This window comes from Billgrantia campisalis, assembly GCF_022341425.1.
Classification (GTDB): domain Bacteria; phylum Pseudomonadota; class Gammaproteobacteria; order Pseudomonadales; family Halomonadaceae; genus Halomonas; species Halomonas campisalis.
The window spans coordinates 264,152-282,145 of sequence record NZ_JABFUC010000005.1; the positions used below are offsets into that span (position 1 = coordinate 264,152).

Annotated in this window: 13 protein-coding genes, 1 tRNA gene and 1 pseudogene; 10 read left to right on the forward strand and 5 right to left on the reverse strand. The window is 62.4% G+C overall.

Features of this window, described 5'->3' with window-relative positions:
- Together HOP52_RS08405 and HOP52_RS08410 are read right to left on the reverse strand one after the other, a co-directional pair.
- Window positions 1-1,554: a pyridoxal phosphate-dependent decarboxylase family protein gene (locus HOP52_RS08405; RefSeq protein ID WP_238976927.1), complete on the reverse strand. Its 1,554-nt coding sequence runs from the start codon at window positions 1,552-1,554 to the stop codon at window positions 1-3.
- 308 nt (window positions 1,555-1,862) lie between these two features.
- Complete coding sequence (locus HOP52_RS08410) at window positions 1,863-2,357, reverse strand: SH3 domain-containing protein (protein ID WP_238976928.1); 495 nt, start codon at window positions 2,355-2,357, stop codon at window positions 1,863-1,865.
- A gap of 48 nt (window positions 2,358-2,405) precedes the next feature.
- Between HOP52_RS08410 and HOP52_RS08415 the strand changes: the two genes are divergently transcribed.
- The 4 genes and pseudogenes from HOP52_RS08415 to HOP52_RS19790 all read left to right on the forward strand — a co-directional run.
- Window positions 2,406-2,482: transfer RNA gene (locus HOP52_RS08415), tRNA-Ile, on the forward strand.
- A gap of 111 nt (window positions 2,483-2,593) precedes the next feature.
- Window positions 2,594-3,184, forward strand: coding sequence for an ATPase (locus tag HOP52_RS08420; protein WP_238976929.1), 591 nt, complete (start codon window positions 2,594-2,596; stop codon window positions 3,182-3,184).
- Window positions 3,181-3,372, forward strand: a complete 192-nt coding sequence (locus tag HOP52_RS08425) for a hypothetical protein (protein ID WP_238976930.1) — start codon at window positions 3,181-3,183, stop codon at window positions 3,370-3,372. The genes HOP52_RS08420 and HOP52_RS08425 overlap by 4 nt, the downstream gene beginning before the upstream one ends.
- Before the next feature lie 115 nt (window positions 3,373-3,487).
- Window positions 3,488-3,796, forward strand: a pseudogene (locus HOP52_RS19790) (type I restriction-modification system subunit M N-terminal domain-containing protein); the annotation flags it as partial.
- A 221-nt stretch (window positions 3,797-4,017) separates the two neighbouring features.
- Here HOP52_RS19790 and HOP52_RS08435 read toward each other — a convergent pair.
- Window positions 4,018-5,451, reverse strand: a complete 1,434-nt coding sequence (locus HOP52_RS08435; RefSeq protein ID WP_238976931.1) for a c-type cytochrome — start codon at window positions 5,449-5,451, stop codon at window positions 4,018-4,020.
- A 16-nt stretch (window positions 5,452-5,467) separates the two neighbouring features.
- Window positions 5,468-6,607 carry a lipocalin-like domain-containing protein gene (locus tag HOP52_RS08440; protein ID WP_238976932.1) on the reverse strand — a complete coding sequence of 380 codons (1,140 nt, stop codon included), beginning with the start codon at window positions 6,605-6,607 and terminating at the stop codon, window positions 5,468-5,470.
- 380 nt (window positions 6,608-6,987) lie between these two features.
- Here HOP52_RS08440 and HOP52_RS08445 point away from each other — a divergent pair, with 380 nt between their 5' ends.
- The 6 genes from HOP52_RS08445 to HOP52_RS08470 all read left to right on the forward strand — a co-directional run bounded on the left by HOP52_RS08445 (window position 6,988) and on the right by HOP52_RS08470 (window position 17,005).
- Window positions 6,988-8,979 (forward strand): type I restriction-modification system subunit M, encoded by a 1,992-nt coding sequence (locus HOP52_RS08445; RefSeq protein ID WP_238976933.1) that lies wholly within the window; start codon window positions 6,988-6,990, stop codon window positions 8,977-8,979.
- Window positions 8,976-10,655, forward strand: coding sequence for an ATP-binding protein (locus HOP52_RS08450; protein WP_238976934.1), 1,680 nt, complete (start codon window positions 8,976-8,978; stop codon window positions 10,653-10,655). The genes HOP52_RS08445 and HOP52_RS08450 overlap by 4 nt, the downstream gene beginning before the upstream one ends.
- A gap of 194 nt (window positions 10,656-10,849) precedes the next feature.
- Window positions 10,850-12,199 carry a restriction endonuclease subunit S gene (locus tag HOP52_RS08455; protein WP_238976935.1) on the forward strand — a complete coding sequence of 450 codons (1,350 nt, stop codon included), beginning with the start codon at window positions 10,850-10,852 and terminating at the stop codon, window positions 12,197-12,199.
- A gap of 251 nt (window positions 12,200-12,450) precedes the next feature.
- The gene (locus HOP52_RS08460) at window positions 12,451-12,804 is read left to right on the forward strand and encodes a hypothetical protein (protein ID WP_238976936.1); all 354 of its coding nucleotides are present in this window, start codon (window positions 12,451-12,453) and stop codon (window positions 12,802-12,804) included.
- A gap of 19 nt (window positions 12,805-12,823) precedes the next feature.
- A complete protein-coding gene (locus HOP52_RS08465) occupies window positions 12,824-13,480 on the forward strand; it encodes an SOS response-associated peptidase (RefSeq protein ID WP_238976937.1) in 657 nt (218 codons plus the stop codon).
- A 309-nt stretch (window positions 13,481-13,789) separates the two neighbouring features.
- Window positions 13,790-17,005 (forward strand): type I restriction endonuclease subunit R, encoded by a 3,216-nt coding sequence (locus HOP52_RS08470; RefSeq protein ID WP_238976938.1) that lies wholly within the window; start codon window positions 13,790-13,792, stop codon window positions 17,003-17,005.
- Window positions 17,006-17,174: 169 nt separating this feature from the next.
- Here the strand turns inward: HOP52_RS08470 and HOP52_RS08475 are convergent.
- On the reverse strand, window positions 17,175-17,994 hold an 820-nt coding region (locus tag HOP52_RS08475; RefSeq protein ID WP_238976939.1), incomplete at its 5' end, for a DDE-type integrase/transposase/recombinase.

The window sequence follows — 17,994 nt, forward strand, 5'->3', positions numbered from 1 at the left end:
TCAGGAAGCAGCGGCACTTGCCGGGGCCTGGGCCGCACACCAGTCGCGGCCGTGTTGGACGATGCGCTCCACGATGGCGGTGAGGTCCTCGAGTCGGGTGTCCGGATTGAGCAGGGTGAACTTGAGGTAGCGACGTCCGCCGACCCGGGTAGCGGCGATCACCGCCTCGCCGTGGCGGGACAGCGCCGCGCGCACGTAGGCGTTGAGCGCGTCGAGTTCGGTATCGCCCAGGCCCGCCGGGCGGTAGCGGAACACCAGGGTGCTCATGGGCGGGGCGAGCAGCAGCTCGATTTCCGGGTGGCGAGCCAGTTCGGCGTGGGCCTCGCCGGCCAGGTCGATGACTCGCTCGAACATCTCGCCCAGCGCCTCGGCGCCCATGATGCGCAGGGTCAGCCACAGTTTGAGGGCATCGAAGCGCTTGGTGGTCTGCAGGCTCTTGTTGACCTGGTCCGGAGTGCCGGCCTCGGCCTGGCACAGTGGGTTGAGGTAGTCGGCGTGATGGGTGACGTGGCGCAGGTCGCTGCGCCGGCGCACCAAGAAGGCGCTGCAGCTCACCGGCTGGAAGAAGGTCTTGTGGTAGTCGATGGTCACCGAGTCGGCGTGCTCGATGCCGGCCAGGCGGTGACGGTAGCGTCGCGAGCAGAGCAGGCCCCCACCGTAGGCGGCGTCCACGTGCAGCCAGATCCCGTGCTCGCGGCACAGCGCGGCGATCTCCTCAAGAGGGTCGATGCTGCCGAAGTCGGTGGTGCCCGCGGTGGCCACCACGGCGATGGGGATCAGGTCCATTGCCAGGCACTCTTCCAGGCGCGCCTTGAGGGCAGCGGGATCCATGCGGTAGTGAGCATCGCAGGCCACCGGCATCACCGCCTGGTAGCCCAGGCCCAGGATCGCCGCCGACTTCTGCAGGCTGAAGTGGCTCACCGCCGAGCCGAGGATGCGCAGCCGGCGGTAGTCCGCGGGCAGGCCTGCATGCTTGTTGCCGCCGTGGTCCGAGAGGGAGGCGCCGTGGTGGTCCCGGGCGATCATCAGCGCCATCAGGTTCGACTGGGTGCCGCCGCTCGTGAAGACACCGTCGGCGTCCTGGCCCAGGCCGATGCGATCGGCGGTCCAGTCGATCAGCGACTGTTCGATGAAGGTGCCACCGGCGCTTTGGTCGAAGGTGTCGAGCGAGGAGTTGATCGGCGAGAGGATCGCCTCGGCGAGGATGCCGGGCAACACGATGGGGCAGTTGAGGTGGGCCACGTAGCGCGGATGGTGGAAGTAAACGGCGTCGTCCAGGTAGACCCGCTCCAGCTCCTCCAAGGCGAGACGCAGCTCGCCGAGGGGCCTGTTCAGGTCAATGGTTGCGAAGAGTCCCTTGAGCTCCTCAGGGCATGCGCCGGTGAAGGGGCGGTCTACCTCGGCCACCTTGCATCGTACAAGATCGACGCAGCGGGTCGCTTGCTGCCAGTAGGCCTCGGCATGACGGGCATTGAACAGCTGGTCGGTTGCCAGGGGGGCGGGCCGGGTGCCCAGGGCGGTGCCTCTTTCCTTTTCCTCGAGCCGTGATCTCATGGTGTCACCTTGTGTGTTCGCCGCTGCCGTCGCGGGGATGGCCGCGGCATCTCGGGGGAGACCGTGCGCCGCCGGGCGTACGACCCGGGTGGCACATGGCAGGAGTTAATGATAATGCGAATCTTTATTGTTTAATGAGTGTGGCACAAGGGATAACGAAGGCGGGCGGCGGTTCTGAACCCGAGAGGCGAGTTTTTTTCAGCAGGTGATTAAATAAAGGAGGGAGCCTCGACGAACGCCACGAGCGTCACGCCTGCGAGACGCCCTTCACGATCCTCGGCATCACTGCGACCTGATCATGCCCCGACTCAGCGCCTCGCCAGCAAGGCATCCAGGCTGACTGGCACCTCGTCGCCGATCCGCTCGTAGCCGAGCAGCAGCATCACCGAGCGCAGGGTGGGGTCGGCCATCAGCTCGCGGCCGTCCAGCGCCACGCGCTCGGCGTTGGTGACCCGCACCCGCTCCGGTGACTCTCGAGTGAAGCGCACCGCCAGGGGCTCGCTGCGGGTGGCGTTGCCGGTCTGCACCGAGAGCATCAGCACCTCCACCAGCGACTCGCCCACGGCCATCGCCTCCAGGCGCTCCGGCGGGAAGCGGGTGGTCAGGGTGGCCATGGGGCGCTCGGTGAAGCCCGAGAGCCACCAGGGCGGCAGCGGCCCCAGGCCCTCGATCACGTCGCTCTGATTCAGGTGCAGTGGCGGATCTCCAGAAGGGGCGGGCCCAAGGAAGACCACGGCCACGGGAGGAAGTGCCCCGTCGCAAAGGTGCAGCAGGGAAGGGCCCTCGGCTATGGCCTCCTTCATCACCATTCGCTATCATACCCCGGCGCCTTGGCGTACCTTCCTCTGAAAGGGCCTATAGCTCAGTTGGTTAGAGCAGGGGACTCATAATCCCTTGGTCGCTGGTTCGAGTCCAGCTGGGCCCACCAAAGCGCAGCAACCGACAGGCAGCTGCATTTCTGCCCACCATGGCCTAGATTTGTGTGTGGTGCACATCGGGTAAGACACCTTCCATGTGCATGTGTCGGAAGGACTTGGTGATGACCCGTAAAGAACATGTAGCAACTTGCTGGATCGTTGCCGGTCCGAACGGAGCTGGCAAGACCACCTTTGCGCTGAACTATCTGCCCCAAGTAGCTAGCTGCTCTCGTTTCATCAATGCTGACCTGATTGCTGCAGGCCTCTCGCCACTTGCTCCAGAGAGAGAGCTCTTGGCGGCTAGCCGTATCTTCCTGCGAGAAATTGAAGAAGCGATTTCCGACCAGGAAGACTTTGCCTTTGAAACGACTCTGGCCGGGCGGGGCTACTCCACGCTGGTCAAGCGCCTCCTGTCTGCAAGCTGGAAAGTCGAGCTTGTTTATCTGGCCTTGCCAACAGTGGAAATGTCGCGATTACGCGTTGCTGAACGGGTCTCTCATGGCGGTCACAATATTCCGCTCAAAGACATACAGCGCCGATTTCCTCGTAGCCTTCATAATCTGCTGACGCTTTATGCGCCATTGGTCAGCCATGCTCGCTGCTTCATGAATGACGGTGGCACGCCGGAACCCGTATTCGAGCAGCACGGACCAGAACGACAGATTCTCAATGACTCGTTGTTTGAGACGCTTTCCAAGGAGTCACGACCATGACCCAGCTCTCCCCCGATACCCAGGAAATGCTGGATAGCCTGCGTGCCGCTGTGGCCGAGACCCTCGAGCGCAAGCGTCGACTTGGCCACTATGCAGTCATCTGGCAGGACGGCAAGCCGGTACTGGTTGGCGAGGACGCCCCCGAGCAGCCTTATCAACAGCCGTCGGACGATCAGAAACCGAATTGAGGCCTTGTGGCGCCGGATGACCTTGCAGGCGCCCTCGGCGACTTCGTGACCTACTCTCCGTTGTGTTTGATGGCCCTCATCCACACCATCAGCACCAAGAACGCGGGGAAGCATCGTGAACACGGAGAGTCACACTCAGCTGGCGGCCTTCATCTGGTCCGTGGCGGACCTGCTGCGCGGCGATTTCAAACAGTCCCAGTATGGCCGCATTATCCTGCCCTTTACCTTGCTGAGGCGCCTGGAGTGCGTGTTGGAACCGACCAAGGCCGAGGCGGTGCGCGAGACGCTGCTGCTGACTATCGAGACCGTAACAAAGCGCTTCAATGTGCGGCGTGTCGTGCTGGTAGCGGACCGTGGCTTGTTGTCCCTGGATAACCTGGAAGCCTTGTCCGCCGTACGGATCGAGGGGCGTCCCGTCAGCTATTGAATACACGTTGTATTGGTGAGTCTGGCTGGCCTCATAATCCCTTGGTCGCTGGTTCGAGTCCAGCTGGGCCCACCAGCATTTCCTAACCTGCCGTTGCGGCAGGCTGCCTACCGGACTGCTGTTGCTGAGACATACGGGCTGGTTCCGTCGTGAAATCCGCAGGCCAGCGTAGGGGTAGGCTCCTTCGAGACATGACGCGCCGGAATCATCGCGCGCCGTCACAACGATTTGAGATATTCGAGCACTGCGCGACGCTCCTGCTCGCTCAGGGCGTCACCGAAGTAATGGCCGCCGTTGTCGTAGCCAGGCAGCGTTGTGTCGTAGATATGGACCCGCTCGGCCGGGGCGGCGGCATCCTTGCCGGCCTCCAGCACCTCGTGGCGCCAGCCCATCGCCTCCGCGTCATACTCCCGCGTCTCGGCATGGCGCCAGTAGCGGGGGCGCAGCCGGCTGTCGAGCAGCGCCGCGAGGCTCGGCACCGAGCCGTTGTGCAGATAGGGCGCCACCGCCCAGATCCCGTCCAGGGGCGGGGCGATGTATCCCGCCGCCGGCGCCGCCCGCACGGTGCCGCCATGCGGCGAGCGCTCCACCCATTCGTAGAAACGGTCGAGGCTGCCGTCGGTCATGGTCGCGGCATAGAGCGGATCGGTCCCGATCTGGTCGAGCGGGATGACCCGATTGGGATAGCGGGGGGCTTCGCCATAGGTGCCGTGGCAGCTCGCGCAATTCGCCTCGAATAGGGGCCGCCCCTCGGCGGCGAGCGCCTCGTCAATTTCGCCCGGAAAGGCGGGAGGCGCGAGGCTTTCGAGATAGGCGCGTATGTCCGGGGCATAGGCGTCGATCTCGCGCAACTCCTCCACCCTGTCGGCGCAGAGGAGTGATGCGAACAGCATGTAGCGCGAATGGTCGCCCCGGCCGATGGTGGTGTAGAACATGGCGTTCTTCTTGCCCATCCACCACCAGGGCGGGGTGCGAAGCGGCACCGGCGTCTCGGGCGGCGGTTCCAGCAGCGGGGTGTCGGACCAGGCCATCGTGCGCGGGTCGCGATGCGCCATCAGCGCCCAGCTGAGGTTGGTGGCCGGATTCATGCCGATGGTGTCGGTCCGGATATAGGGCGCGATGCCCTCGATCCGGTCGGCCCAGTGCTGCCAGGCGGCGGTTTGTGCCGGGCCACGCACGTAGCGACCCACCTGGTTGACCAGGTTGCGCGGGTCCCCGGTGAAATCGGCGAGTGCATCGCCCAGCCCGACCACCACCTCATCCTCGATCCGTGCCGCATGGCAGACCAGGCAGTTGTTCGAGACGATCTCGACGCCGTCGGCATTGACGTGGGCGGTGAGGAAATAGGGCAGCTCGGCATTACGGCCTTCACGACCGGGCAGCAGGTCGGCCGGATCGGTTTCGGGCGCCAGACGGCGCCAGGCCTCGTGCGGCATGCCGCAGCTGACATAGGCTTCGTTGACCAGCGCATGGTAACCCGCCGCCGGATCGCCCGGACGCTGCTCGGTCGCCGGAACCTCCCCGGTGGGCGAGCGGTGCCGCTCCGGATCGGCACCGGGTGAGGAAGGCAGAAATCCGCCCAGCCAGGCAATCGCCAACCCCACGACAGCCAGGGTGACGACGGTGCCACCTATCAGGATCCGCTGCTTCATGGCGCTCTCCCCGTCATCAATTCCCGTATCCCGTCAGCTGCAAGGTCCCCAGCCCGGAGACCGGCCGATCGCCATGTTGTCCTTCCGCCTGTACCAGACCCGACCAGACCCTGACCATGAAGGCATGCTCCTGCGCATCCATGACCGGCGTGATGGCGAGTTGCAGGTCTCCCAGCCGCAGCTCCCAGTCCACAGGCCAGGCGGCCTCGGCTCCCTGCCAGCGGCGCGTCAGTTCCAGTTGCGCTGCGTCGTCGTCGAAGGCGGCGACGCTGCCATCCGCATCGATCAGGAGCGCCTCCACCGTCGGTGTGCCCGCCCCGTCGAGGCGGCGCGACCGGACGACCGAAAGCTCCGACCCGTCGTCGAGCTGCACTTGCAGCCGGTCCGATGCCACGGGCGTGCCGCCGGGGATCGGCAGCTCGCCCCACAGATGCTCGAACCATACGGTACCGGAAACCGACCGCTGGTCCTCCTGCGTCCCGACGGTGCCTTCGGCGCGCAGTCGGCTGAAAGCGTAGCCGCGGAAGGGTAGCGCGTCGCTGTCGACCCGAAGGGGGGCCTTTTCGGGCGTCAGCTCCAGCTCGACCCGGATATCGCCCGGACCCGTGTTCAGGGTCCACTGGCCCGAATTTTCCTGAGCCGGAAAGTCGAGCGACCAGCTGTCGAGGCGAAGCTCCCCGCGGTTCGCGTCATATCCTGCAAGGCCCGCCATGCCGCGACCGAATCGCTCCTGGGCGACGATGGCCGCGTCAGCCGCCTCGACCAGCACGACGTGGCCGCGATAGAGCTCACGCGCCTCCCAGGACGAGGTCGGCGGCGGCGCATCGGGACCGGCGAGACCGATGCGAAACAGCATGAACTGGACGCCGACGGGTTGGCCATCGTCATCTGCAAGGTGCGCCGACACTTGCCATAGCTCCGTGCGGGCTTCGGAATGCACCCCATGATCCGCCGGAAGCGCCAGTTCCCACGCATCCGCCAGCCGGTCGAATCCATCCACCGCGATGTCCGCTGCAGCCGAGATCCAGTCGGATCCCTGCGATGGCGCAGAGGGGGGCGGCTCGGAGCTCCTCGGTGCAGCGAGAAAGTAGGATACGGCAGCTGCGAAAATCGCTGTCACCACTGCGACAACGCCCCAGCTGCGACGTGTCACCATCTTCGTTCACTCCTTCGTCTTCCGAGACCTCGCCAGATCCGGTGTCGGCCTTCCCCTGCATTTCGCTAAGGTGCTGTCACGTAGATATTTTTGCCTTTCGCACCTGGCGCTTGCCTATCCTTGAATGTATTGGGTTTACCGCGTTGCGTGCAAACTCATAATCCCTTGGTCGATGGTTCGAGTCCAGTTGGGCCCACCAATGAATACCACGGCGAAGCCACGACCATGACCCAGCTCACCCCCGATACCCAGGAAATGCTGGATAGCCTGCGTGCCACCGTGGCCGAGACTCTCGAGCGTAAGCGTCTTCGTGGCTACTCCCTCGCTGTGTATGATGGCCCTCATCCACACCATCAGCACCAAGAATGCGGGGAAGCATCGTGAACACGGAGAGTCACTCTCAGCTGGCGGCCTTCATCTGGTCCGTGGCGGACCTGCTGCGCGGCGATTTCAAACAGTCCCAGTACGGCCGCATTATCCTGCCCTTCACCCTGCTGCGGCGTCTGGAGTGCGTGCTGGAGCCCACCAAGGCCGACGTGCTGCGCGCCGCCGGGGAACACCAGGCCAAGCCCGAGGCGGTGCGCGAGAAGCTGCTGCTGCGCGCCGCGGCTCAGCCCTTTTTCAATGCCTCGCCGCTGACGCTCGGCACCCTCTCCGACACCCAGACCGGCGACGACCTGATGAGCTACGTGCAGTCGTTCAGCCAGGACGCCCGGGAGATCTTCGAGCACTTCGAGTTCGAGAGCTTCGTCCAGCAACTCGGCGCCAATGACCTGCTCTACCAGGTGGTGCAGCGCTTCGCCGCCATGGACCTGAGTCCGCAGCGTCTGACCAACTTCGGCATGGGCCTGGTGTTCGAGGAGCTGATTCGCAAGTTCGCCGAGAGCTCCAACGAGACGGCGGGGGAGCACTTCACCCCCCGCGACATCGTCCACCTGACCACCTCCCTAGTGCTCACCGGCCAGGAGGAGAAGCTGCGCCCCCATGGCATCGTCACCGTCTACGACCCCACGGCGGGCACCGGCGGTTTCCTCTCCGAGAGTGAGGAGTACATCCAGCAGGTCAGCCAGGACGTGACCGTCTCGCTGCACGGCCAGGAGCTCAACCCCGAGTCCTACGCCATCTGCAAGGCCGATATGCTGATCAAGGGGCAGGCGGTGGAGCGGATCAAGCTCGGCAACACCCTCTCCGACGACCAGCTCCCCGGCGAGCGCTTCGACTTCATGCTCTCCAATCCGCCGTTCGGCGTGGAGTGGAAGAAGGTGCAGAAGCCGATCACCGACGAGCACAAGCACAAGGGCTATGAGGGCCGCTTTGGCCCCGGCCTGCCGCGGGTCTCCGACGGCTCGCTGCTGTTTTTGATGCATCTGGTGAGCAAGATGCGCCCGCGCCAGGAGGGCGGCTCGCGCATCGGCATCATCCTCAACGGCTCGCCGCTCTTCACCGGCGGCGCCGGCAGCGGCGAATCGGAGATTCGCCGCTACCTGCTGCAGCACGACCTGGTGGAGGCCATCGTCGGCCTGCCCACGGACCTCTTCTACAACACCGGCATCGCCACCTATGTGTGGATTCTCTCGAACCTCAAGCCCGCCGAGCGCCGCGGCCAGGTGCAGCTGATCAACGCCACCGGCCGGGCCAGTAAGATGCGCAAGTCGCTCGGCAGCAAGCGCCAGTTCGTCGCCGACCGCGACATCGAGGAGATCGTGCGCTTCTACGGCGCCTGCCAGGAGAGCGAGGAGAGCAAGCTGTTCCCGGCGGAAGCCTTCGGCTATCGACGCATCACTGTGGAGCGCCCGCTGCGCCTCAACTTCCAGGCGAGCCCCGAGCGCCTGGCCCGGCTCGATGATGAGAAGCCCCTGCAGAAGCTCGATGAGGCCGAGCGCGAGGCGATCAAGGCCGCCTGCGCCATCCTGGACCCGGAGCAGCTCTACAACAACCGCGACGCCTTCACCAAGGCGCTGAAGGCCGCACTCAAGGCAGAACTGAAACAAGAGCGGTTGAAGATCGGCGCCCCGGTGCAGAAGGCGATCTTGAGCGCCCTCTCCGAGCGCGACCCGGCGGCCGACATCTGCCTCGACAAGAAGGGCAACCCCGAGCCCGACACCGGCCTGCGCGACAACGAGAACGTGCCGCTGAATGAGTCGGTATACGACTACTTCGAGCGCGAGGTGAAGCCCCACGTCCCCGACGCCTGGATCGATGAAGAGAAGCGCGACCCGCTGGACGGCCGCATCGGTATCGTCGGCTTCGAGATCCCCTTCAACCGGCACTTCTACCAGTTCACCCCGCCGCGCCCGCTGGAGGAGATCGACGCCGACCTCAAGGCCTGCACCGACCGGATCAAGCGGATGATCGAGGAGCTGTCGGCATGAGTGAAGAAGGCCAGTTGCTTGACAAGAAGTCTTTGCGAGCCGTTAGTGGCAAATCGGCCAACTGGGATGAGCTGGCCAAGGACTGTGTTGCTTTCGCCAATGCGACAGGCGGTACGCTGCTTATTGGCATCGAAGACAGTGAGAGTGAACCGCCTGTGGGCCAAGTCGTTCCTCCCACCTTGCCCGATACGCTTCGGCGCAAGATCTCGGAGCGCACCGTCAATGTCACGCTACTTCCTACTGTCATCATCGCCGACGGCGGTGGGCAATACATTAGTCTGGCTATTCCGCGCTCACAATCGGTTGCTTCCACTACCGACGGGCGCTATTTCCTTCGTATTGCTGACCAGAGCAAACCCGTCACCGGTGACGATGTGATGCGGCTTGCAACTGAGCGTTCCGCGCTGCCTTGGGAGGTTCAGACCACTCTGCGGGTAGCTCGCTCAGAGGTGGATCCGACCAAGTGTGGAAGACTGGTCAGGGCGCTGCGTGACTCTGATCGTGTGAAACCCTCGGTCAAGGAAAAGACCGATAGGGAGCTGCTGGATCACTATCAGCTTTCCCATGGCGAATTTCTGACGCATTTGGGTATTCTGTGCTTGGGAAAGCAATATCACCGTGCTCAGTTGCCCACCGCGCCGGTCATTCAGTTCATCAAGCGTGATGAACATGGTCAAAAGGTGAACAAGCTGGCCTGGGACGACCATACGCTGAACCCGATGGAGCTGGTAGAAGCGGTCTGGCTTGATGTACCGGATTTTCGCGAACGCTATGAGCTGCCGGATGGGCTATACCGCCAGCATGTGCCGGCCTTCGATGAGATCGTGATCCGTGAGCTATTGGTCAATGCCCTAGTGCATCGCCCCTATACTCAGCGTGGCGATATCTTCCTGAATCTATACCCTGACAAATTGGAAGTGGTAAATCCCGGCCCTTTGCCGCTGGGGGTGACGCCGCAGAACGTGCTGCACACCACGGTGCGTCGCAATGAGCACCTTGCTCGATTGTTTCACGATCTCAAACTGATGGAGAGGGAGGGCAGCGGCTTCGATAAGATCTATGAAGTCTTGCTATCCCAGGGCCGGCCTGCCCCTGAGCTGATGGAGCGTCATGATCGAGTTCAGGTGACGATCTACCGACGCATCCTGAAACCCGAGGTTATCGACTTCATCGCCAAGGCGGATCAGACCTATCAGCTTACTCAACGCGAACGTATCGCCTTGGGCTTGCTGGCCCAGCATGAGGCCATGACAGCGAGGGAGTTGATCGGAGCCTTGGAGCTGTCCTCTGCGGAAGCCCTGCAGCCTTGGCTAAGGCGACCTCTCGACTGGGGGGTCGTGCAGACCAGAGGGCGCACTCAGGCCACACGTTACTTTATTACTCCCGAGCTGCTGCAAGCCCTCGACTTTGTCAGCGGCACCTCTCTGAAACGTATCGAACCATATCGTTTGCTGGCACTGATAGAAGAGGATGTCGGTCACTATCCAGGATCACGGATCGGGCAGATCCATGAGCGGGTGGGGCCAGAGATTCCTCGCTCGCGCATCAAGCGCAGCATCACGCAACTGGTCGATGAGGGCAGGCTGGTTTCAGAGGGGGTGCGCAGTGGGACACGTTATCGACTTCCATCACTTGGCTCGCATCCTGGTCAATCCGATGAGGATGAGCCAAGGTGATGAGCTAAAATGAAGAATTTTCTTTATTTATCAGATGGTTGTGCTTGGTTTGGTTGGGTCTCCTATGCGCCAGGTGAGCCAAGCACACTGCGCCAAGCGCGATCCTATTCTGGCGGGTTTTTTGTGCCTGGCGGTTGGCTGGCCGGGCCCTCCTGGAGAGAGGCAGTGGCGAATACAAGGGAAGGGATGACGCGATGAGCTTTCCGAAATATCCCGAGTACAAGGACTCTGGCATTGATTGGCTGGGGGAAGTGCCGGCGCATTGGAGAGTTTGCAAGCTTGGATTCCAGTATAAGGTCGATCTGGGAAAGATGCTTGATGCAAAGAGAATCACAGGTGATGCGTTAGTACCATATTTACGCAACCAAGATGTCCAGTGGGGCCGGATCAACACTGACAGCCTGCCGGTAATGGATATCTCTGAAGGCGAATTAGAACGATATACCGTCAGGCACGGTGACATACTGGTTTGCGAGGGCGGAGACGTAGGACGAGCAGCGTTATGGGCCGGTTCTGATCGGAAGGTTGGATTCCAGAAAGCATTGCACCGGCTTCGCCCTTGGACCAGGGGCTCTCAGAAATCAGAATACTTATTGGCTGTTTTATTTGCAGCGAAGATCAGTGGTTACTACGACCAGGATGAGTCAAAAGCCACAATAGCTCATCTTCCGGCGGAGAAGTTCCGCCAGTTGCGGTTTCCTTTCCCTCCAGCCCAAGAGCAGCAGATAATTGCCGCCTTTCTCGACCATGAAACCGCTCGCATCGACGCCTTGGTGGAGGAGCAGAAGCGCCTGATCGAACTGCTCAATGAGAAGCGCCAGGCGGTGATCTCCCATGCCGTCAAAAGCTTTGGTGATGGTCCGGCAGGAAAGCTGGGGTACTACATAGACCTGCTCCCCGGGTATGCGTTTCCCAGCAGTGGCTTCGACCATGATACTGGAGTCCGGCTTCTACGCGGAGTCAATGTCAGTGTCGGCTCTACTCGTTGGGACGATGTGGTTTATTGGCCTTATGATGAAAAGATCCGAGGGCTTGATGAATACTGGCTCAAGGAAGGTGATTTAGTCATCGGGATGGATCGACCATGGATCAGTAGCGGTGCGCGTGTAGCAAGAATAAAAAATAGTGACCTTCCGGCACTGCTGTTACAGCGCGTCGCTAGGGTTAGAGCGAGAAATGGCCTTGATCAAGACTTCTTAGAGCTGGCTCTCTCAAGCCAAGAGTTCAAGGACAGTATTGAGGCTGACATGACGGGGGTTAGTGTTCCCCATATTAGCCCCGAGCAGATATCCTCCTTCCGGATTGCGCTGCCCAAGGTTGATAAGCAATCTGAAATTGTTCAAGAAGCACGTCGAGAGCTAGACAAGCTCACGCAGCTGCTTGAAGAGGCGTCCATCAATATTACTTTAATGCAGGAACACCGCTCCGCCCTGATTTCCGCCGCCGTTACCGGGAAGATCGACGTGCGTGGCTGGCGGGCCGATCAACAGCCTGAGCAATCCGAGGTGTTGATGGCCGCCGAAGAGCGGGCCTCCTACAGCTGAAGGTGAGGAGCACCCATGACCCAAGGACGTAGCATTCGGCTCTTTCTGGTGGATGGCACGCCCAACGGCCTTCTCATCGACCATGAGCCAGGAAGAAAAGTTTTAGTCAAGACTAGAGATTGCTATTGATGTGGTATAGGGTTTATCTCTGAATATGACAATCTGGTTCTTCGTCATTTGCATTCTGAGAGATAAGGTTTATCTTTTTGGTACGATTAATGTTTTGAGGATGACATGGAGATTTCTCTGATATGAGCCATGAGTATATGATTTCATTCGGCGCGTTTGTCTTATCTGCAATTGCGTTTTCTCTATCTCTTGTTGTCGCCAGTGTAAGTCAATATGAGAGTCGTATGCAGGTTATTATTTCTCATCTTTTGCCAAAAAGCATTGATAGCGATGGAAGGATTATGGACGATATGAAGTCGATGCTTGCTAATGAAAAAGTTGTTTTAGATAAATGCTGCGTGGGTGAGCGAAAAGCTTTGGTGGATAAATATTGCAAGCTTTACAAAGCAAAAAAGAATCGGGATAAAATTTTCTTTGGTTTTGTGGTTTTTGCTGTTCTAGTGGCTGTTGTTCTCGTGATTGGAGTTTATAAATAATAGATTTGTTGGATAGTCCATGTGCGGCCGTTTCGCGTTCTACAGCGACTTCCCCAGCCTGGCTGCCTCCCTCAAGCTGCCGCTGGCCGAGGGCGAGCTGACGCCGCGCTACAACGTCGCGCCGGGCACCTGGATTTCGGCGGTGCGCCGGCATGATGACAGCGGCCAGCTGAGTCTGGATGCGCTGTGGTGGGGCTACCGGCCCCACTGGGCCGATGACAGGGCACCGCAGCCCATCAACGCAACCGTCGAGAAGGTCGCCATCTCGCCCTATTTCCGCGGCGCCTTTGCCCGTCACCGCTGCCTGGTGCCGGCAAACGGCTGGTACGAGTGGCTAGCCGTGGAGGGCCGCAAGCAGCCCCACTACCTGACGCGCCGCGACGGCGAGCCGCTATGGTTTGCCGGGATCTGGATCGAACGCCCCGACGGCAAGCCCGGCTGCGCGATCCTCACCGAGCCCGCCCGCGGCGTCGCCAAGGCGATCCACCCGCGAATGCCGCTGATACTGGATCAGCAGAGCCTGGAGCCCTGGCTCGATCCCGAGCTGATGGAACGCGAGACGATCCGCCATCTGGTCCATCACCTCCCACACGATCAGCTGACCCACTGGCCGGTGAGCACCCGGGTCAATCGCCCGGTGGAAGACGATCCGGCGCTGATCGAGGCGGAGAGCTGAAACATCACCAGTGTTGTTCTGGTGCCTGATGGCGAGCTGCGGTTTAGAAATGTGCCTGGAATCGCCCGTAAAGGCCGCTTTCAGAGCAAAACGTAAACCAGCTGAGGGACTGCCTATCGGTGCAGGGGCTATCACCTCGCATTAGCAACCGAGCCTATGTAAAGTTGGCAGCAGCGGCCAAGTTCACATCCTGCCAACAACACCCCCCACGCCTCTCATGGAAGCGCACCTTGGGGGGTTACTTTTTGTGTGCTAGGCGCGGACGTCGTAGGCTAAGGAAAATAAAGACGGATTCGGCAGGGGGAGATCATGGCGGACAGCAGGGAAGCTCGGTTCCAGCAGGACATCATCGACGCCATGGTAGTCGGGGGCTGGAAGGCCGGCCAGGCCAGTGGCTATGACCGCGCCTCGGCGCTCTACACCGAGGATCTGCTGGGCTACGTGAAGGAGGCCTGGCCCGAGCGCTGGGAGAAGTTCTGCAAGGCCAACCCCCAGGCCTCGGAGTCCGTCTTCGTGCAGAAGGTGGTCCGAGAGCTGGAGCGGGCCGGCACCCTGGAGGTGCTGCGCCACGGCTTCAAGGTGCCGGGGGTGAAGTTCGACCTCTGCAGCTTCCAGCCCGACCACGGCATGAACCCCGATTCCCTGGCTCGCTACCGCGCCAACCGCCTGCGGGTGGTGCCGGAGGTCTCCTACTCGCCCCACGCACGGGAGAAGGGCCAGAGCGCTGGCCAGAACTACAATCCCCGCCTCGACCTGGTGCTGTTCGTCAACGGCATACCGACTGCCACCCTGGAGCTCAAGAGCCAGTTCAAGCAGACGGTGGAGAACGCCAAGCGCCAGTATCGCCAGGACCGCCCGATCAAGGATCCCGTCACCCGCAAGCCGGAGCCGCTGCTGACCTTCAAGCGTGGCGCCCTGGTGCACTTCGCGGTGAGCCAGGCCGAGGTGGCGATGACCACCCGGCTGGGCGGCAGGGACACTGTCTTCCTGCCCTTCAACCGCGGCACGGAGGAGGGCGGTGCCGGCAACCCGCCCGCGCCGGACGAGCAGAGCTACGCCACTGCCTACCTGTGGGAGCAGGTGTTCGCCCCGGACGCCTGGCTGAAGGTGCTCGGCCGCTTCCTGCACCTGGAGAAAAAGACCGTGGAGGACTTCCATGGCCGGCGCTCCACGAAAGAGACGCTGATCTTCCCGCGCTATCATCAGTGGGAGGTGGTCAATCGCCTGGTGCAGGCCACCCTGGCCGAGGGGCCGGGGCACCGCTACCTAGTGCAGCACAGCGCCGGCTCCGGCAAGTCCAACTCCATCGCCTGGTGTGCCCACCAGCTGGCCAATCTCTACGCCCAAGACGGCACCAAGCTGTTCAACTCGGTGATCGTGGTCACCGACCGTACCGTGCTCGACAGCCAGCTCCAGGACACCATCTACCAGTTCGAGCACGCCCACGGCGTGGTCTGCCCGATCACCCGCGACGTTGGCAACCAGAGCAAGTCGGAGCAGCTCGCCGAGGCGCTGGCCAGCAACACCCGCATCATCATCGTCACCATCCAGACCTTCCCGGCCCTGTTCGATGCCCTGGAAAAGCGCCCCAAGCTCGCCGAGGGCAACTACGCGGTGATCGCCGACGAGGCCCACTCCTCCCAGACCGGCAGCTCGGCCAGCAAACTCAAGGCGCTGCTGGCGGCCGCAGGTGAGGCCACAGAGGATGAGGGCGGCGGCGAGCGGGAAGTCAGCGCCGAGATGATGCTCGATGCCGCCGTCGCTTCGCGCCGCCCCAGCGAACGCATCAGCTACTACGCCTTCACCGCCACCCCCAAGGCCAAGACCCTGGAGCTGTTCGGACGTCCGCCGGATCCCGACCTGCCGGCCAGTGCCGACAACACGCCCGAGCCGTTCCACCTCTACTCCATGCGCCAGGCCATCGAGGAGGGCTTCATCCTCGACGTGCTGCAGAACTACGTCACCTACGGTACCGCCTGGAAGCTTGCCCACCCGGACGGCGAGGAGCAGGAGGTCGATTCCAAGAAGGCCTCGCGCACCCTGGCCAAGTGGGTGCGCCTGCACCCCTACAACATCGCCCAGCGGGTCGAGGTGATCGTCGAGCACTACCGCGACAACGTCCGCCACCTGCTCGACGGCCAGGCCAAGGCCATGGTGGTCACCGCCAGCCGGCAGGAGGCGGTGCGCTACCAGCTCGCCATGCAGGCCTACATCCAGGCCCAGGGCTATGACGACGTGCACCCCATGGTGGCCTTCTCCGGCAGCGTGCCGCCCGACGAGGTGATCCCAGAGGAGGTCACCGAGACCAGCCGGCTGCTCAACCCCGGGCTGAAAGGGCGCGACCTGGCCGAGGCCTTCGACACCGACGACTTCAACGTGATGATCGCCGCCAACAAGTTCCAGACCGGCTTCGACCAGCCCAAGCTGTGCGCCATGTACGTGGACAAGAAGCTCCAGGGCGTGGACTGCGTACAGACCCTCTCGCGGCTCAACCGGCTGTTTCCCGGCAAGCAGACCTTCATCCTCGACTTCTACAACGATGAGCAGGAGATCCTCGACGCCTTCGCCCCCTACTACCGCAAGGCCGAACTGGCCGACGTCTCCGACCCCAACGTGGTCTTCGATCTGCAGCGCAGCCTGGACGCCAGCGGCATCTACCACTGGCCCGAGGTGGAGAACTTCGCCCGCGCCTTCTTCGACCCCAAGGCGCCGGCCTCGAGCCTTAGCTATCACTGCCGGCCCGCCCAGGACCGCTTCAAGGAGCGCTACCGGCTCACGCTCGAACAGCTGGAGACCTGGAAAGAAGCTCGGCGCCTCGCCGAGGGCAACGGCGACGACAAGGGCCTGAAGCGCGCCGAGCAGGAGCTTAAGGAGGCCGGCACCACCCGCGACGAGCTCGATCTGTTCCGCAAGAACCTGCAGAGCTTCGTGCGTATCTACGAATTCCTCAGCCAGATCGTCACCTTCGACGACCCCGAGCTGGAGCAGCTGTGTGTCTACGCCCGGCACCTCTACCCGCTGCTGCGCACCGACCGGCTGCTGGAGGAGGAGGTCATCGACGTCAGCGAGCTGGAGCTGACCCACTACCGCCTCACCAAGCGCGAGGAGAAGCGCCTGCAGCTGGAAGTCGCCGAAGGCAGCCCGCTCAAACCGGTCAGCGAAGTCGGCTCAGGCAAGCCCTTTGATCCCGAGAAGCAGCGCCTGGCCGAGATCATCGACCGGCTCAACGACCTCTACGGCGCCGAAGTCAGCGACGACGACAAGCTGCACTTCGCCAACGGCATCGCCGACCGTATCGAACGCGACGAGGCGGTGATGACCCAGGTGCGCAGCCATGGTGAGGACCAGGTGATGCACGGCCTCTTCCCCAAGAAGGTCACTGACGCCGTGCTCGACGCCATGAGCGACCACGAGAAGCTCAGCATGCCGCTGCTGGAGGATGAGGAGACGGGAAGGCAGTTTGCGCTGTTGATCCTGAAGCTGTTGGCGGGGAGGACCGGGGGAGATGTGCAGCCAGGTACGTGATGTTTCCACCTATGGGTTAATGAGGGTCTGTCCCCGATTTCCCTAGGGTCTGTCCCCGATTTCCACTGTCCCCGATTTCCACAAGCCGACAGGGACGGATACCGACTAGCCGGAAAGGCAGCGGCGAGGCGGCGGTAGTTGTCAAGAAATCTGTCGCCTCTGAGTGCATTCACGCGGCCTGTTTTTCTGGCTCGGACGTGGTGATCTGAAGCTCCCGCTCCGGGTTGAGCGAGACGGTGCCCACCGGCGCCCAGTTCCGGGTCTTCCCGCTCCAGCGGGCCGGGTTGGCCGCACGTGCCGCCTGATTGATGGCGTGGCGCTTGGCCAACACCTCAGCATCCTTGCCGGCATGGCGCTGTGCCGGCGTCACCAGGCGGATGCCGCTGTGGCGGTGCTCGTGGTTGTACCACTGCACGAAGCCATGCACCCACTGCCGGGCAGCCTCGATGGTGGCGAAGCCATCCACGGGGTAACAGGGCCGGTACTTGCAGGTGCGGAACAGCGACTCCGAATAGGGGTTGTCGTTGCTGACCCGCGGCCGGCTGAATGACGGGGTGATACCGAGGTCATGCATCTTCTCCAGCAGCGTGGCGCCCTTGAACGGGCTGCCGTTATCGGCGTGTAGCACCAAGGGCTGGTTGACCACCTTCTCGGCCAGCACGGCGCGCTCCAGTACGGTGCGCGAGTTGTGAGCCGACTCGGCCAGGAACACCTCCCAGCCGGTGATCTTGCGGCTGTAGATGTCGAGCATCATCACCAGGTAGTAGTGCTGCCCCTTGATGGGCCCGCCCATCCATGAACAATCCCACGTCCAGACCCGGTTCGGCGCGGTGGCATGGTAGGTCGTGGGACGTGCATGGCGCTTGGACGGCTTGGCGCGGCCCCGGTGCACCACCTCGCGGTGCTTGTGCAGCACGCGATAGATCGTCGAGGTCGAGGCCAGATAGCGCGCCTCGTCGTCGAACAGGCGCACGACGATCTGCTCTGGC